Origin of the sequence: Tunturiibacter lichenicola (assembly GCF_051013355.1) — a bacterium.
Taxonomy (GTDB): domain Bacteria; phylum Acidobacteriota; class Terriglobia; order Terriglobales; family Acidobacteriaceae; genus Edaphobacter; species Edaphobacter lichenicola_F.
Genome location: NZ_CP132944.1, coordinates 1,656,220 through 1,673,256, shown reverse-complemented (window position 1 = coordinate 1,673,256; position 17,037 = coordinate 1,656,220). Strand labels below are relative to the sequence as shown.

The following is a 17,037-nucleotide window of genomic DNA, read 5'->3' as shown; positions in this document are numbered from 1 at the left end:
CCGGCCTGTTTCGGGAGTTACTTCAGTCCCCAGGACTCGCCTCCAAAATTAATTTTAATGCCCGAACGAAACGTAAAAGGCAGGGACGGAAATCCGAACGCCTGAGCATAATGTTCGCTCAGCAAATTTTGAATATCAGCGTAAGCAGTCAATCGTGACGTGACTTGATAGCCGCCACTCAGATCGAGCCTCTGATAGGCACCATCCAGATTGCGATTTGGCAACAGTAAGTCAGGTCCAAAATTCGGGTCGAGCAGAAAATCGCTGTCGTCGCGCCGTCCAACCAGTGTACCCGTCAGTGAACTATAGAACTTTGAGCCGTTATAGTTCAGGCCAAAGTATCCCGACTGAGGAGCTACGCGGAATGGACGCGCACCCACCAGCGGTGAGAACGCACCAATAGGGATATTGGGAAACGCAGGATTGATCGACGCGCCGATGCCCTGATCGCTCGAGAAAGAACGCTGCACCACAGCGTCGGTATAGGTATAACCGCCACGCGCAAACAGGCGGCTGTTGATCCTGTACTCTGCCTCGAACTCCAAACCTTGCGTACGAAAAGCCTGAGAATTGATGAACGCACCGGCATCGAGAGCAGGCAATTGATCTACAGGCACTCCCAATTCAATAAGTCCGCTTGGAGGAACATCTTCGATACCATTGGTGAACTCATTATGAAAGTAAGTCAGACCAAGTCGTGCGCGGCCGTTCCATAACTCCTGTTCAAGGCCGCCATCGTAAGTACGCGACTCTTCGGGACCGATCTGACCGATATGAAACTGTGCGATAAGTTGGTCTCCGTTTGGAAGGCTGGATAAGATGTCGAAGATGGAGCTTGATTGTTGGAAGACGCTCGGTTCTTTGATTCCTTTACCGAAGCTGACGTGCAGCTTCGTACCACTCAGCCAGCCAGTCGCAGATGGGCGCACTAGATAATAGGCGAGCGATGCACGTGGTGTCCCTGCCAATCCAAAGAGGCCGTTGTCTTCGATTCCACTACCGACGTTGTAGTAAAGCCGATTGCGAATATCACCTGAGATCTGGAGTGTGTAGCTATAGTTGCCGCGGTTGACGGAGCTACTACTCGGGGGGACGCTTGTGAACGCCGTCGAGCCACGCTCTGCTTCGTACTTAAATCCGCCGAGTGCGAGGATGTGCGGGCTGATGCGGTAGTCCGTCTGTGCGTAGACAAAGTCGCGATTTGTAACGGTGAGGCTTTGGTTTGGATATGTTCCTGCAAATTGGAAAATGGCTTGTCCCGTAACGCTATATCCATTCGCTCCGTTGATCGTTACAGGGGCACCGAGAAAGTTGCCGGTACCGGCTGGGTCAGGAATTCCGGTAGGTGCAAAGTCATCGAACTGCGAATTCAGACGCAATCCACCGTAGAGAATCTCATTGTGCCATTTGTCTGTCGCTTGATTGTTCCATGCACCGCTGTAGTAGGTATTCTGTGCTTTCTGTGCCGCGTCGTCCGCAATGCCATAGAGCAAAATGGCGTTAGGCTGTCCCCCGGACACCGAAAGATGACGCACCGTGAAGCGAAGATCATTGGTGGCGTTGGGTTGCCATCCAAAGTTGCCAGCGTACGTGGCGTTGTGAAACGAATCGTTTGGCAGATTGTTCCGGCTGTCCAGACGCGCAAACGCACCGTAGTAATCGAGCTGTCGAACGACTCCGCTTCCTGTCACTTGCTGGTTATAAGTGCTGAAGTTCCCTCCATCGCCGGCATAAGTCAGCAGTGGAAGTTGCGTTGTTCCTCGCGCAGTCGTCAGGCTGACGACGCCAGCCAGCGCGTCGGAGCCATACAACGCACTGTTGGGTTCACGCAATACTTCAATCTTGTCGACGCCGACAGTCGCGAAGTTGGCAAACTCGACTGCACCCCCGATATCGTTCACTGGTACGCCGTCAATCATTACCTTGTTCGCATCGGTAGCTCCTCCGCGAATAGAAAGCCCGGTCGTGCCGCCCTGCTGACCTGTCTGCGTTACTTGTAGCCCCGGAACCAGGCGCAACGGATCTTGAACCTCAGTGAACTGTCGATAGTCGTCCGCGGTCAGCACCGTAACAGAGGCGCCAATCTGAGCGATTGGCGTAGGAGTTGCAGATGCGGTTACAGAAACCTCTTGCGTCAATGTTTGAGTAGCAAGCGTTATGTTTAGTTCTACCTTTGCGGATTTCGAAATGTATACCGGCTGGCTTGTAGCGACATCAAAGGTGCTCGCGATAGCGCGCACTCTATACCGTCCGGATGTCGGCACATCGAATGAGTAGTTTCCAGCTGCGTCCGTAGTCGTTGTCTTCACGACCGACACCCCGTCCAGTAGCTCAACAGAAGCATCTGTGACCACGGCCCCAAGCGGATCTTTCACAGTTCCGCGTAGAGCACCTCGCTCTGCTGGCGCGGCAAACGTTGTAGAAAGCATCAGCAATGAAACAAAAAAAAGGCAGACAATCCAACGAACTTTCAATACCTTGCGGATAACGCGATGCATCTTTCCCCCTCGGGTTGGTGTAGCAAGGCCGGTCTCCTGGCTTGCGCTTCATCGAGCCTCGGCTGCCTTCCTGGAGCACTCTCCAGTGGCGTTGCGCGTCCGTGCCACGGCTCTCTGCGCTTACAGTTACGGGGTAGTGGCGGATTCGCACCGCGCTTCCCGACACCTTGCTGTTAGTGAATGGTTGCAAGCTGAACGGCTCAGCTCAGGGATGAAACTGTTTTGCGAGGTCCTCCAAGGCATCGATCGCTACAGGGCTGGCAAAATTAATCCGATCATCGATGTAATAGACGCGATGCTGCTGAATCGCCGCCATACTGCCCCATCCTGGACGGCTCTCCAACACTTGAAAGGTCATCTTGCCACCGCGCACGATCACCAGGGCTTCGGGCGCGCGCTGCAGTACGACCTCCATACTCACCTGCGGCCACTCCGCTGACATATCGTCCGTCACAGAACGGCCGCCCGCAGCTTCAATGACCTCGGTGATAAACGCATTTTTCCCAATCGTTGTGATCGGGTCATACCAGATAGGCATAAAAACTCTCGGCGCAGGTAACCCGTTGGTTCGCGCCTTTACCGCATCAACTCGCAACTGCAGGCTGTGAGTCAGGGCATCCGCCTGTGGCATTCGATTCAACGCCTGCCCAATGGTATCGACCGAGTGCATAATGCCCGCAATGCCATGCGGACTGACCAGAAAAATCGGAATACCAATTCGATCGAGTTGGTCCGTCACCTCCAGTGGCCCCCTGGGTTGATATCCAATGACAAGATCCGGATGCAGTGAAACGATAGTCTCGATCGAGGGATGAATGAGGTCACCGACGCTCGGCTTCTTTTGTGCGGCTGCGGGGTACTTCGTGTAATCGCTGATAGCGACGACATCGTCGCCTGCCCCCAGTGCATAAACGGTATCGGTAACGCTTGGCATCAGGCAAATGATGCGATGCGGGTGATCTGGCACCACCACGCGCCGCCCCACCTCATCGGTCAGTGTGCGACTAGCAAGGCAGGGAACAGCAAATAGCGTGACCAGTGAAAGAAATAAAAAGCATCGCTTCATGCGGTCACCACCTGGTTCGTTCGCGCGTGTCGAATTGCCGCAACAAAGTTCTCTGTCAGCGTGGCCTCTGTCCGAAAGTGCAAATGGATGTAGCTCGCGAATACGTTCTTGTATCGGAACCCTTCAAATTCCTCTTTGCCGGACATGGAGTATTGCACTCGGTAATTAGTCGCAACTTCACCGGCCGAAACAATGCGCGAGTAATGGAAACTATGCCCTCGAACTATTGTCCCGGCATGTCCAAGCAGGCAGTCCTCAGTAAACTCCACGGTGACATATCCAAACTGCACAAGCTTCTCGGTCATCTGCATCGTGAGCGGTAGCACACCGGCCATTGCATAGTTCGAGCCATCAGCCGTCTTCAAATCTACAGCGAGATAAAGCGTCCCACCGCATTCCGCGTACACCGGTCTGCCTGAGTCGGCAAACGTCCGTATGTCCTCAATCATCTGCCGATTGCCGCTGAGCTGCTGCGCATACAACTCTGGATACCCACCTCCAAGGTAGAGGCCATCGAGATTCGGCGGCAGCGCAACATCGTGCATCGGACTGAAGCGAACGATCTCAGCTCCCTGCTCCCGAAGTAGATCGAGATTGTCTTCGTAATAGAACGAGAATGCGTGATCGCATGGCACCCCAATTCTCACCTTCTCGGCAAATGACAATCTGTTGACCGGTGCAGGTCGAACCTCATCTATCTCGATGCCGCATTCCAAACCAAGCAACGCATTAAGATCAAAGTGCTTTTCTGCCAATGCAGCAAGTGCGTCGATTGCACTATCTTCGCTGTCCTGCGCAGCCTCCGCAGCGCTTCGTAGTCCGAGGTGTCGTTCAGGGATTGCGATTGCCGGCTCTCGAGGCAGCCAGCCTAGGATCCTCGTCTTACACGACGACTCAATCGCCGCGCGAAGCATCGCATAGTGTGACTCGCTTGCAACGCGATTCAGAATTACTCCGGCAATCCTCAACTCAGGATCGAACATCTCAAAACCGAGCACTACCGCTGCGATACTTCGTGCAGTCTTCGCAGCATCGACAACGAGCACCACCGGCAGCTTCAGCAACTTCGCAATCTCTGCCGTGCTGCCCGCTTCCGCCTCTCCGCTCTTCCCATCGAAAAGCCCCATCATGCCTTCTGCAACGAGCGCATCCGCTCCCCGCGCAGCGTTCTGCAAGACGCTCTTGTTCGCCTCGCCGCTCAACATCCATGTATCAACATTCCGAGCCACCCGACTGCATATCCGCGTGTGATGGCCCGTGTCAAGAAAGTCGGGTCCGCATTTGAACGGCTGTACAACAAGCCCGCGTCTCCGCAGCCCAGCCATAATCGCCAGTGCGACCGTCGTCTTTCCCACGCCGCTCGCGGTGCCCGATACCAACAGCCCTCTCACAATGTCACCTCAAGATGTCCCTTGAGCGCCAGGGGCAATCCTGCCACCATCAACACCACGTCATCAGCGACCCTTGCAACACGTTGGTTAATCTCGCCTAGCAGATCGCGATATCTCCTCCCCAGCGGATAAGCCGGAACCACGCCACTCCCTACCTCATTCGACACAAGCACGACCGAGCACCCAGCAGTTCGGAGCGACTCGCACAACGCCTCAACCCGGCGTTCAATCGCATCGTCGTCTTCCCCCTCTTCTTCCAGAAGATTTGCCGCAAAGATCGTCAGGCAGTCCACGACCATCACATCGCAGTCGGGCTGATGATGCGCCAGCACGCGAGCCAGTTCCAGCGGCTCTTCGAGAGTGGTCCACCCGGCAGGTCGCTCCTCGCGGTGGCGTTCGATCTTCTTCTGCATCTCGTCGTCCGAGATCTTTGCCGTTGCCACAAACATCACGCGTTCCGATCGCTCGGCAAGCTGCTGCGCATAACGGCTCTTGCCGCTACGAACACCACCAAGAACGAGTGTCACGGAACCCTGGCCCGTCTCCTGCATCGTTAGCTCCTTGCCTCGGCGTCATCAAAATCACCGAGTCCGAGCGGGAATAAATTTAGGCAGCGCTCGTGCAGACTTTCTATCGAAGTCAGCGAGAATGCTCTCCAGCTCTCCCAGCGAAGCTGAATCAAGCCTGATAGGCCTCCGGCAGGTCTCCTGACTTGCGCTTCAATGAGGCTTGACTCACCTTCCCAGGACGAACCCAGTGGCTTTGAACAACCTGTCAAAACTCTCGGCGCTTACAGTTACGGGGTAGCGACGGATTTGCACCGTCTTCCCAACACCAGATGAGAAAAGACTATCCCTGTCACCTTCCCGGGTCAAATTTTTGACAAACCCGCGACAAAAGGCTCACAGCTGACACCGGCTCACTAACCCCGGCGCACGCTATTCCGTGCCGCAGCACGCGCATCTCGCACAAGGTCCGGCACGCCCACGCCACGATATCCATTGCCGAGCAGCGACAGTCCTTCCAGCTTTTGCACTCGCTCGTCGAGCGCCTTCATTCGCTCCAGATGACCAACCTCATACTGCGGCAAGCTGCGCGGCCAGCGTCGCACGACGGTCACCTGCGGCTCTGGCAGCGGTCCGAGAATCTGCGCCAGCTCAAGCCGCGCTACCGCAGCCGTCTCATCATTTCCGCAACGCATCAGGCGTTCCGCTGCCTTTCCCCCGAAGAACGCCCTCACCAGCCGCCCTCCCGGTGGCACCCGGTCATCGAACTTCTGATCGACGAACGTGCACGCCATCAACAGGTTGTCCGACCCCGGAGGCACCAGAAATCCAAATCCCTGAGGCAGAGCCAGCCTCGCAGCATCGGCAAATCCAAATCCCACCACCACCGCCGAACTCGCGTCCATCTCCAACATCGGCGCGATCTCGGCATCCACCGGCTTCAGCAATAATCGAGCCACATCGACCGGCGCCGCCATCATCAACGCATCGAACCGCTCGACCCCGCGGGCCGTCCCCACCAGCCAGCCCTCCTCGCCATAGGATACGAACCTTACCTCCGCAGCCATCCGAATCCAGCTCTCTGTAACTGCTGCGATCATGCGGTCCACCAGCGTCCCCATACCACTTCGCAGCGTCGTAAACACCGCGCTCGGCTTCGAAGTGGCAGCTCGCGCCTGCACCGCGGCAATTAAACTCCCATGCTCACGCTCCATCGCGACAAACGGAGCCATCACCGCGCGCACGCTCAGCCTTGCAACGTCGCCGCCGAATATACCACTCAGCAGCGGAGCCCCAATCTTCTCCAGAACCTCGCCACCAAAGTGACGCCCTACAAAATCGGCGACGCTCTCATCCTCTTCAGGAGCAGCATTCTTCAAATCCGCAGCCAGTCCAACTTCATCACGATAGGCCTGCTTGGCTCCCGCGCTAAACAACTCCGACCCATCCAGCGCCTCTAGATCGGCCGGCACCATCATTCGCATACCGTCCGGCATAGCCTGCAGCTTTTTATCGACCAGCACATAGGTCTTTCGCGTAGCGTCGTTCGAAGCCATCACCTCATCGCCAAGCCCAAGCTCCTCTGCTAACTCACGCGCCCATGGCTTCTCGGTCACCCACGCGTCAGGGCCACACTCGATGACAAAACCACCCTCACGCACTGTCTCGACGATTCCCCCCAGCCGCGTCGAAGCTTCGAACAGAACACCCTGTACCTCAGCACCATCGCGAGCGAGCCGCGCAAGCTCATACGCCGCCGCCAATCCCGCAACCCCGCCACCCACAATTGCAACCCGCTTCATCCGTTCTCCAAAGAATTTCGCAAACAAAAAGCAGAGGCCAGAGCCCCTGCCTTCGGCCCTCATGACAGCCTATACCTACGCCGGAACCATCACCTCATCGACGGTCGCCTTGTACTGTCCAGACACGACATCGACCAGCGCCTGCACCAGCACCTCGGAGTCGTTCAAACTCTCAGCACGCCACAACTTAAGCCCCAACTGCCTCGCACTCTCGCGAAACGCAATGTCAATGTCGTAGAGAATCTCAACGTGATCGCAGAGAAAACCGACCGGCTGCATCACCACGCCAACATGCCCTTCAGCCTTGATAGCCTTCAGCGTATCCTCCACCGTCGGGCCGATCCAGGGACCGCCGCTAACGCCCTGGCTCTGGAACGCGAAGAACCAGTCCTTCTCTTGAAATCCCACAGCGGCCATTCGCTCCGCCACCATCTGCGCCGTGCGTTTGGCCTCGACCGGATAAGGATCCGGCGAATCCTGCACCGGCGTTCCCGGTCTAGCGCCTGCAACAGAAGCCTCCCCGGTCATAATCGTCCGACACGGAACGCTGTGAGCCGTAAACAGGACCGGCACGCGTTGTCCCGTCTCCTCGCAAGCCTCCGCCCAGACGGGTCGTAGCTTCTTCGCAAACGCCTCCGCCAGCAGAGGACTCTCCGCCCACCCGGCAACAAACTCCACCTCAATCCCCGTCGCAGTCGACAGAACAGCCTTTCGATACAGCCCGACGCTCGTTCGCGAATTCTGCGGAGCCAGGCACACTGCCTTGATGTGCGTCACACCATCCCTTCGCATCTCGTTCACAACATCAGCTATATATGGATGCCAGTTCCGCATCCCCACATACACCTTGCCCGCCCCCAGCGCCTGCTCCAACAGATAAGCCTGCGTCATCGTCCACTTTGTCAGCGGCGGAGCCTCCACACCCGGAGTCTCCCGCAGCCCGATCAGTGCGTAACGATGCTGAAGCTCCTTCACAACCTCATCCGGCAGCGCTCGGCCCCCAGTCACCTTGCTCAGATACTCCGCCATCTCGCCGAGCACATCCGGCGTTCCATGCGCGAGCAGGAGCACGGCACTCTTGCCTTTCACCGAACTCCCCGCACCACTCATCGCGCGCTCAACTCCTTCACCCACTCCACCACCCGAATCACGTTATCAACCGGTGTCCCCGGCACAATGCCATGCCCCAGATTGAAGATATGCCCCGGCCGGCCCGCAGCCGCCGCGAGAATCGCACTTACCTGCTCCTTCAACACATCTTCATGTGCAAACAGCGCAATTGGATCAAGATTCCCTTGCACGGCACACCCCGCACCGACCGATTTCCAGCCCACCTCCAACGGCGTTCGCCAGTCGAGCCCGATCACATCCGCTCCCGTCTCGCTCATCGCCGGTAGCAGGGAAGCAGTCTCCACCCCAAAGTAGATCACTGGCACGCCCATCGCCTTAATTCTCTGCACCAACTGGGTCGTCCACCCAAGACAGTACTGCCTATAGTCCCGAACGCTCAACTTTCCCACCCAGCTATCGAACACCTGAATCACATCCGCGCCCGCCTCCACCTGCTGCTGCGCATAAGCAACCAATACCGTTACAATCTTCTCCATCAGCAGCGACCACGCAGCTCCATCCGAGTACATCATCTTCTTCGTCTCGATGTAGTTGCGATCTCCTCCGCCCTGCTTGCCGCCTTCGATCATGTACCCCGCAAGCGTCCACGGCGCGCCACAAAACCCGATGATCCCGAGCGTGTCCCCATCGGCTCGCGGCGCAGCAAAATGCGTCGCAACCTTCTCGATGGCCCGGGCCACGTAGCCCAACTCCTCCACGCGATCGGTCCTCAACGCCTGCACATGTTCCAGCGACCGCACCGGCGTATACACCACCGGCCCCTCGCCCGCCACAAACTCGAAGTCCAATCCCATCGGCGTAAACGGCAGCAGCAGATCCGCAAAGATAATCGCAGCATCCACGCCCAGCCGCTCAGCCGCCGTAATCGTCACCTCCGCTGCAATCTCCGGCGTCCGGCAGATCTCGAGCAGCGAATGGTGCTTCCGCACAGCCATATACTCCGGCATATAACGCCCAGCCTGCCGCAAAAACCACACTGGCGTTCTGTCGACTGGACGACGTAGGCAAGCCCGCACAAACCGGCTCCCACCCGCCACCACATCGACAGGCTTCACTACCGCACTTTCCACGATTGCATCACTCAAAAGGCTTGTCCTCTATAACCTTTTAAGCCTAGCACCCGCAGACAGCCGTAGGTGTCGCGACAGCGGCGCCACTCAGTAATCCACTCAGAAAAAAGAAAACTTATGTGCCGAGTACCGCACAAAAAGCGTACGTTCAGGCCTCCAGCCGAAACGTAAACTCTTCAATCACAGGGTTTGTCAGCACCTCACGCGCAATCCGTTCTACTTCGGCCTGCACGGCGTTCTGTTCCAATCCATCTTCCAGAGTCAGCAGAAAATACTTTCCCTGCCGCACATCGGCAACGCCGCGATATTCCATTCGCCGCAATGCATCTGCAACCGTCTGCCCCTGGGCATCCAGCACCGTTCGTTTCAGCGTGACATAGACATGAGCCTTCATCTTGTCTGATTATAGACATGGTGCGGCTTTTGCCCTCAATCGAGGTCACGACCCTCCACCAGCAAAGCTCGGTCGTTTGCAACAACACGCCGGCAACGCCTAAATTTCTATCGGACAAGAGAAGAGACACCAGCTTTATGACGAACTACCTTGAACTTCCCGTAGGGCCAAACAGCCCCGAGGTCATCAACGCAGTCATCGAGATCCCCTACGAGGGCGTCAACAAGTACGAATACGACAAAGAGCTCCACGTCTTCCGTCTCGACCGCAACCTCTACTCCCCGGTCCACTACCCCGGCGACTACGGCTTCATTCCCAGCACCCTCGGCGACGACGGCGACCCCCTCGACTGCCTCGTTCTCGTCGACACCCCAAGCTTCTCCGGTTGCGTCATGCAGGTCCGCCCCATCGGTATCCTCGAGATGCTCGACCAGGGCCTCGGCGACGAGAAAGTCCTCTGCGTCGGCCAGGACAACCCCCGCTACAAAGACGTCTGGAACTTCTCCGAGATCTACCCCCACATGCTCAAGGAGATCACCCACTTCTTCTCCATCTACAAAGATCTCGAAGGCAAACGCGTCGAAGTCCGCGGCTGGCGTGACGCCTCATTCGCTCGCAGCACGGTCCTCGAAGCCCAGCAGCGCTTCATCGACAACAAGACCAACCCCATCCCCAAGCCAGTCCCCAAAAAGTAGTCACGCTGCGAATCGAATCAACCAGAAGGGGTCGCCCCAGAGGCGGCCCTTTTTATCACCTTCGCCACCAGATAAACCACCGGCCCCACCGCCGCCACGATCCCCGCAAACTCCAGCGCCGGCAACCCTGCCACCTTCTCCCCTCGCGCCGCCCACAGCGCAAACCCAATCAACGCCGCTGGCCCCACACCCATCGCCACCGCACCCCACAACCCACCCGGCACCTTGAACGGCCTCTCCAACCCCGGCTCCTTCACCCGTAGCACAACCAGCGCCACAAACTCCAGCAGCAACGCTCCTCCATACAACACAAGATCAATCGAGATCAGCCGCTCAAACGACAACCTCAACGCCAGCGCCCACCCGACAGTACACACCGCCAAACTCACCCACGGAACCCCCCACCGATTTCTCCTCTCCATCACCGCAGGCAGAAATCCCTCCTCCGCCATCGCATACGGCACCCTCGTATAACTCATCATCAGCGCGTTGAACATCCCCGCCCCACTGATCGTCCCACCCAGCACAACACACAGCTCCAGCCAAGGCCCCACCAACTCCCTCGCCGCATCCGCCCACGCCCCCGTCGAAAACCTCGCCGCCGGAATCCCAACCAGACCCACCGCCGCCAGTGGCAGCACATACGTCAGCGCCACCAGCCCCGTCGCCGCCAACATCCCCTTCGGATAGTTCCTCTGCGGCTCCTCCACCTCCTGCGCCACCGTCGAAGCGTTATCCCACCCCATGTAGTTCCACAGCGTCACCGACACCGCTCCAGCAAAGTCCCTCCCAGCTAAAGGAGTCTCAAAGAAAGAAGCTCCTCCGTGGCCACCCAGAACCAGCCCCTTCCACAACCCCACCGCCGTCAGCACCACAAACGGCGACAGCAGCACACAAAACAGACCCACCGACCCCTCACCCACCGCCCGCGCACCCCTCAAATTCCACGCCGCACAAACCAGCACCACCACCAGCGCCCACCCAGTCCCGCGATACCCCGCCGTCCACGCCGGTTCAATCCGCCCCAGGTACAGCACAAAGATCGTCGGATAGATCGCCATATCGAACACGCTCGCCGCCAGGCTCAGCCATGCCTCCTGAAACCCCCAGAACTCCCCCATCGCCCGCCGCACCCAGCGATAGTATCCACCCTCCTCCGGCACCGCCGCCGCCAGCTCCCCCACCATCAAACTCGTCGGCAGGCTCCACACCACAGGCACCACCAGAAACAGCACCAGCGCCCATCCATACCCCGCCATGCCAATGATGTCTTCCAGCCCATACGGCCCACCCGACACCATAAAGTAAGTCGCCGCAACCAGCGGCAGCAGCCGCATCTTCTCCCTGCGCATCACCCGCAGCTTCTCCCCACGCGGCATCCCGGCCCCTTCCTCCCACGCGGTATCACCGACATCTTTCCCCACGCGGCATCACCGCCCCAACTCCCGCCGTCCCAGCGCCATTCAGTCTTTTATACCGTTATCCCAGCCCACCGCGAAGCCAAAGCTACTCCAGCCCGCACATTTTCCGAATCGCCTCTGTTGCTGCTTTTTGGTTGTCATCCCGCATGGATCTGCTGTTGTTGTTGCTTGTTCTTCTTGTTGTCATCCCCGAAGGGGATCTGCGGTTGTCTTTTGTTTGTCATCCCGCAGGGATCCGTTGTTATCGTTGCTTGTTCTTCTTGTTGTCATCCCGCAGGGGATCTGCTGTTGTCGTTGTCTCTTTATCGTCATCCTGAACACCCACACCACCTCCACGGTCGTCATCCCGCCCCACGGCGAAGGATGCATCGTTGCTTGTTCTCCTCGTTGTCATTCCCGAAGGGACCTGCGGTTGTTTTTTTGTTTGTCATCCCGCAGGGATCTGCTGTTGTCGTTGTCTCTTTATCGTCATCCTGAACACCCACACCACCTCCACGGTCGTCATCCCGCCCACCGCGAAGGATGCGCCGCCGCTGTTCTTCTTGCTTGTCATCCCACAGGAATCCCCTGTTGTCGTTGCCTCTTTGTTGTCATCCCCGAAGGGAATCTGCGTTTTGCCTTATCGTCTTCCCAGAAAGGACCCGCCATCGATTTTGCAGAACCTTGTCTTCCGCACCCACCCTCAAGCTATAATTGCCAAAGCCGGGCATGACACCCTCATGCTCACCGCAACACAGGACGGAGAGTTGGCCGAGTGGCTGAAGGCGGCGGTTTGCTAAACCGTTATAGGGCGAAAGCTCTATCGGGGGTTCGAATCCCCCATTCTCCGCCATTCCTAGTTCCAGAACATCCAGAGACATCCGAGAAAACCCTTCAAACCCCAGAAAATGCTGGGGTTTTGTTCTTTTACCGTCCGATAGCGCTTTGTGGAAGCCAGGGTTGTGCGGGGGTATGTAAGGGGGTATCGTGGTTTTCGAGAGGGGGTACTTCCTGAAAGTACGCCCTGGAGCGAGTTATGGCACTGACAGATACGGAGATCAAGAAGGCGAAGGCGAAAGAGAAAGCCTACCGAATGAGCGATAGCGGCGGCCTGTACCTCTCGGTTACACCCTCTGGAGGCAAGCTCTGGCGTTGGCGTATGTCTTTGAGGCCAAAGAAAAGCTCATGGCGTTTGGGAAATATCCGGATGTTTCACTAACGCTGGCTAGGGAACGCCATAGTGAGGCCAGAAAGCTTCTGGCAAATGGACTTGATCCAATGGCGCTACGTAAGGCCTCGAAGATTGCAGAACAAGTTGCGAGCGAGCATTCTTTTGGGAGTATTGCCGTTAAATGGCTAGAACACTGGCAGGACGGGAAGAGCCCACGTCATGTTGATTCGACCCGCAGGCGCCTCAGTTCCAACATCCTGCCCAATTTAGGCGCGCTCCAAATCACTGAGATCCAGGCCCCCGATGTCGTCGCGATGGTTAGAGTCATCGAGGCTAGGGGCGCGCGGGATATCGCGAAGCGCGCAATGGAGACGACAGGACAGATTTTTCGTTACGCTATCGCCCATGGCTATGCATTGCGCAATCCTGCCAGAGATTTCCGCCCTAGCGACGTGCTCAACGCAGCCCGGAGGGTCAACTACGCGAGGATCGACGCGAAAGAACTTCCCCATCTTCTCAAGCAGATCGAGGTCTATCCAGGAACGCACGTCACGCGGTTAGCGATCAAGTTGATAGCGCTGACGTTTGTGCGGACGAGCGAGTTGATTGGTGCACGCTGGGTGGAGTTCGACATGGAAACAGCACGCTGGGACATCCCTGAGGAGCGGATGAAGATGCGGACACCGCACATTGTGCCTCTGTCAAGGCAATCGCTGGAGGTATTGGGAATGCTTCGCGGACTGACCGGGGCCAGTGAATTTCTGTTCCCGGGCGATCGGGACACTAAGAAGACAATGAGCAATAATACGATCCTCCAGGGGCTGGAGCGAATGGGCTATAAGGGTAAGATGACCGGACACGGCTTTCGTGGGATCGCTTCAACGATCTTGCACGAGCAGGGGTATGCGCATGAGCACATCGAACTCCAACTTGCACATGCACCTCGGAATGCGGTGAGCGCCGCCTATAACCACGCCCTTTACTTAGGGGCTCGCGCTAAGATGATGCAGGATTGGGGCTAAGATGCTCTCGTTCCCGGATCGAACCGCATAAAAATTCAATGAAGGTATGTGGACAAGCCGTGCGCTTCCCATCGCGCTGACGAAGGATTACCTACGACAATGTGGACTGTAGTTGGTACATCGACTCCTCATTTGGAGTTCGGCCACAACTCAATCTTGACGAGCGATACCATGTTACGGGACGGTGCGATGACGAAGGATTTGCGCAAAGCGGTTGAGGCCGACGAAGGTGCATCCCAGCTTCTTCACAATCTTCGCGATCTGATTCAAAACGCTCGTCGGAGGGCACTACGGGCTGTCGATGCCGTTCAGGTACAGACCTGCTGGGAGATTGGCCGGCATATAGTGGAATTTGAACAGGGAGGTTCTACCCGGGCGGAATATGGGGCTCGGCTGCTGCAAACCCTGGCTGCGGCGCTGGCCGCGGAGTTCGGGAGGGGCTTCGACGCCTCCAATCTTCGATATATGCGGCTGTTTTATCAAGCCTTTCCAATTCGTGACGCATTGCGTCATGAATTGAGCTGGACTCACTACCGCACGCTTCTGCGGGTGGGAAGCGATTCCGCTCGGCTATGGTATATGAACGAAGCGGCGGGCCAGGGTTGGACGACGCGTTCGCTTGAGCGCCAAATCAGCACCCTTTATTACGAACGGCTTCTGGCAACGTCAGACCGACCCGCCGTCGAGAACGAAGCCAGAGGCAACCTGGGACCCTCCCAAACTCCACGGGATTTCGTTCGAGATCCGGTCATGCTCGAGTTTCTAGGTCTTCCCGGAGTTGGCAGGTTGTTAGAAGCGGATCTCGAAAGAGCCTTGTTGGACAATCTACAGGCATTCCTGCTGGAACTTGGGCGAGGGTTCGCGTTTGTTGCGCGACAGTACCGCATCAGTTCGGAATCCAAAGATTTCTACATTGATCTGGTCTTTACAACTATCTGCTCAAGTGCTTCGTCCTGTTCGATCTCAAATCGGGCGAGCTGACCCATCAGGACATAGGGCAGATGGATATGTACGTCCGCATGATGGACGACCTCAAACGAGCGCCGGACGACAATCCGACGGTCGGAATCATTCTTTGCGCTGACAAAGATGCCTCAGTTGTGCGCTACTCAGTACTCAATGAGAACGAACAGATATTTGCAAGCAAGTACAAACTCGTTCTTCCGTCTGAAGAAGAGTTGAGGTCAGAGTTGGATCGAGAGCGCAGTGAATTAGCGAATCGAGTCAAGACCTCTACTTTGGATTTGCTCTGAGCATACAGATGAGGGCGAAATCTGCCTTTGGGTTCTGAAGCTGTCTAGCCGAGATTAAAGGACAGAATCGTCTATGTGTATAGAACGTGTAATAGTCAAAAACTACCGGACGCTCGACTTTCTTGACCTCGCGATCCGTCCCCATCTAAACATAATTGTTGGCGACAACGAATCAGGTAAATCGACTTTGCTAGAAGCGATTAATCTTGCTTTGAAATGTCAGATCAATCGCCGGTCGGCTAACGCTGAACTTCATCCATATCTTTTCAATGCTACTTGCGTTGATGATTTCCTAACCAAGCTTAGAAGCGGCGTTCAAGCGGAACCGCCCAAAATTCTCATTGAGATCTACTTAAAGGATTGCCCTGAGTTCGCTATTTACAAAGGCTTGAACAATTCCATTTCCGAGGATAAACCAGGCATCAGTCTTTCAATCGAGCTCGACCACGAGACCTTCGGTGAAGAATACCGGGATTACATCGCCGACCCTAAACGACCGAACGGCATACCGGTCGAATATTACAAGATTGACTGGCAGGATTTTGCAGGCTCGCCGTCAACACTCGAAAGTTTCCCGTCGAATCCGCTCTCATCGATCCCAGCTCAATATCGAACACCTACGCAGCAAACAAATACGTCCTCGAAATTGCTCGGGACTTTCTCTCAAAGAAGCAGAAAGTGGAACTTGCTCTGTCATACAGGCATCTCCGCGACACATTCCTCGATGATGCCAGTGTTAAATCAATCAACGTTGAACTGGAGAAACAGAAGGGCGCAGTAACCGAGAAGACACTCTCTATTGGCCTAGACATGACAGCGCGGGCAGGATGGGAAACCAACGTCCTCCCGCACCTCAACGACATTCCTCTGACGCTGATCGGTAAAGGCGAACAGAATGCGGTGAAAATAAAGTTGGCGATTGCCGCTGAGCAGGCTTGCATCCTCTTCCTTATCGAGGAGCCAGAGAATCATTTGTCCCATTCGAATCTAAACAATCTAATAGCCCATCTAGCTGATGCCGCTGAAGGAAAGCAGCTCATAATCACCACTCATAGCAGCTTCGTTCTAAACAAGCTCGGTGTCGAGAACGTTCTAATGTTTACCGGGAAAAAGGCGATCACCCTCAGCCAACTCCCGGCCTCTACTGAAGCATATTTTCGAAAATTGCCTGGTTATGACACGCTGCGAATGATTCTTGCTGACAAGACTATTCTCGTCGAGGGACCGTCGGACGAATTGATTATCCAAAAAGCTTTCTATCAGACACACGTAAAAATGCCTTTGGAGGCCTGCGTCGAAGTTATCTCCGTCAATGCCTTAGCGTCAAAGAGATTTTTGGACATCTCCAAGCTGCTTGAGATTGACACACGCGTCGTCACGGACAACGACAGCAGCATAGCGATGGTTGAAGCCAAGTTCGCGGACTATAGGGGCTTCAGTAACATCCGTTTCTGCTACAGCACCGATGAGAGTTTGAGAACCCTTGAATATCTCGCAGCAATAAGGTCGTGCAATTTACCGCGACACCTTTTAGAGAAGATGGCAAGCCACTCGATGGGAAGCTCGTCTTCAAGTACCCGCTTCGAAAGGCTCAGCTGGATGGTTATTTTAAACCTATCCGCTTTGAACCAGTCGTAG

At 56.2% G+C, this 17,037-nt stretch carries 14 protein-coding genes, 1 tRNA gene, 2 pseudogenes and 2 riboswitches; of the genes and pseudogenes, 8 read left to right on the top strand and 9 right to left on the bottom strand.

Annotated features, from left to right (window positions below; translation table 11 throughout):
• Window positions 1-17: 17 nt before the first annotated feature.
• The 8 genes from RBB82_RS07145 to purS all read right to left on the bottom strand — a co-directional run bounded on the left by RBB82_RS07145 (window position 18) and on the right by purS (window position 9,858).
• A complete protein-coding gene (locus RBB82_RS07145) occupies window positions 18-2,498 on the bottom strand; it encodes a TonB-dependent receptor (RefSeq protein WP_433974430.1) in 2,481 nt (826 codons plus the stop codon).
• A 9-nt stretch (window positions 2,499-2,507) separates the two neighbouring features.
• Window positions 2,508-2,683, bottom strand: a riboswitch (cobalamin riboswitch).
• A 20-nt stretch (window positions 2,684-2,703) separates the two neighbouring features.
• The gene (locus RBB82_RS07140; RefSeq protein ID WP_433974429.1) at window positions 2,704-3,564 is read right to left on the bottom strand and encodes an ABC transporter substrate-binding protein; all 861 of its coding nucleotides are present in this window, start codon (window positions 3,562-3,564) and stop codon (window positions 2,704-2,706) included.
• Window positions 3,561-4,955 (bottom strand): cobyrinate a,c-diamide synthase, encoded by a 1,395-nt coding sequence (locus tag RBB82_RS07135; protein ID WP_433974428.1) that lies wholly within the window; start codon window positions 4,953-4,955, stop codon window positions 3,561-3,563. Before RBB82_RS07135 ends, RBB82_RS07140 begins: the two co-directional genes overlap by 4 nt.
• Window positions 4,952-5,506, bottom strand: a complete 555-nt coding sequence (cobU, locus tag RBB82_RS07130; protein ID WP_433974427.1) for a bifunctional adenosylcobinamide kinase/adenosylcobinamide-phosphate guanylyltransferase — start codon at window positions 5,504-5,506, stop codon at window positions 4,952-4,954. The genes RBB82_RS07135 and cobU overlap by 4 nt, the downstream gene beginning before the upstream one ends.
• Window positions 5,507-5,635: 129 nt before the next feature.
• A riboswitch (cobalamin riboswitch) is annotated at window positions 5,636-5,809 on the bottom strand.
• A 68-nt stretch (window positions 5,810-5,877) separates the two neighbouring features.
• Entirely contained in the window at window positions 5,878-7,263 is a 1,386-nt protein-coding gene (gene hemG / locus RBB82_RS07125; RefSeq protein WP_433974426.1) for a protoporphyrinogen oxidase, read from the bottom strand.
• A 75-nt stretch (window positions 7,264-7,338) separates the two neighbouring features.
• Complete coding sequence (gene hemH, locus RBB82_RS07120) at window positions 7,339-8,373, bottom strand: ferrochelatase (protein ID WP_433974425.1); 1,035 nt, start codon at window positions 8,371-8,373, stop codon at window positions 7,339-7,341.
• Window positions 8,370-9,479, bottom strand: a complete 1,110-nt coding sequence (hemE, locus tag RBB82_RS07115; protein WP_433974424.1) for a uroporphyrinogen decarboxylase — start codon at window positions 9,477-9,479, stop codon at window positions 8,370-8,372. Before hemE ends, hemH begins: the two co-directional genes overlap by 4 nt.
• Before the next feature lie 133 nt (window positions 9,480-9,612).
• Window positions 9,613-9,858, bottom strand: coding sequence for a phosphoribosylformylglycinamidine synthase subunit PurS (purS, locus tag RBB82_RS07110; RefSeq protein ID WP_433974423.1), 246 nt, complete (start codon window positions 9,856-9,858; stop codon window positions 9,613-9,615).
• Between the two features lie 137 nt (window positions 9,859-9,995).
• Here purS and RBB82_RS07105 point away from each other — a divergent pair, with 137 nt between their 5' ends.
• On the top strand, window positions 9,996-10,553 hold the full coding sequence (locus tag RBB82_RS07105; protein ID WP_433974422.1) for an inorganic diphosphatase: 558 nt from the start codon (window positions 9,996-9,998) through the stop codon (window positions 10,551-10,553).
• Window positions 10,554-10,570: 17 nt separating this feature from the next.
• Here RBB82_RS07105 and RBB82_RS07100 read toward each other — a convergent pair whose 3' ends face one another.
• Window positions 10,571-11,932 (bottom strand): APC family permease, encoded by a 1,362-nt coding sequence (locus tag RBB82_RS07100; protein ID WP_433974421.1) that lies wholly within the window; start codon window positions 11,930-11,932, stop codon window positions 10,571-10,573.
• A 413-nt stretch (window positions 11,933-12,345) separates the two neighbouring features.
• Here RBB82_RS07100 and RBB82_RS07095 point away from each other — a divergent pair, with 413 nt between their 5' ends.
• From RBB82_RS07095 to RBB82_RS07065, 7 genes and pseudogenes are all read left to right on the top strand, one after another.
• Window positions 12,346-12,753, top strand: coding sequence for a hypothetical protein (locus RBB82_RS07095; protein WP_433974420.1), 408 nt, complete (start codon window positions 12,346-12,348; stop codon window positions 12,751-12,753).
• A tRNA-Ser gene (locus tag RBB82_RS07090) sits at window positions 12,715-12,806 on the top strand. Before RBB82_RS07095 ends, RBB82_RS07090 begins: the two co-directional genes overlap by 39 nt.
• A gap of 183 nt (window positions 12,807-12,989) precedes the next feature.
• Window positions 12,990-13,189 (top strand): annotated as a pseudogene (locus tag RBB82_RS07085) (Arm DNA-binding domain-containing protein); the annotation flags it as partial.
• A 42-nt stretch (window positions 13,190-13,231) separates the two neighbouring features.
• On the top strand, window positions 13,232-14,146 hold the full coding sequence (locus RBB82_RS07080) for a tyrosine-type recombinase/integrase (RefSeq protein ID WP_433975346.1): 915 nt from the start codon (window positions 13,232-13,234) through the stop codon (window positions 14,144-14,146).
• A gap of 99 nt (window positions 14,147-14,245) precedes the next feature.
• Window positions 14,246-15,399, top strand: a pseudogene (locus RBB82_RS07075) (PDDEXK nuclease domain-containing protein).
• A 73-nt stretch (window positions 15,400-15,472) separates the two neighbouring features.
• Window positions 15,473-16,180: an AAA family ATPase gene (locus RBB82_RS07070; protein WP_433974419.1), complete on the top strand. Its 708-nt coding sequence runs from the start codon at window positions 15,473-15,475 to the stop codon at window positions 16,178-16,180.
• Window positions 16,078-17,037, top strand: a complete 960-nt coding sequence (locus RBB82_RS07065; RefSeq protein WP_433974418.1) for an ATP-dependent nuclease — start codon at window positions 16,078-16,080, stop codon at window positions 17,035-17,037. Before RBB82_RS07070 ends, RBB82_RS07065 begins: the two co-directional genes overlap by 103 nt.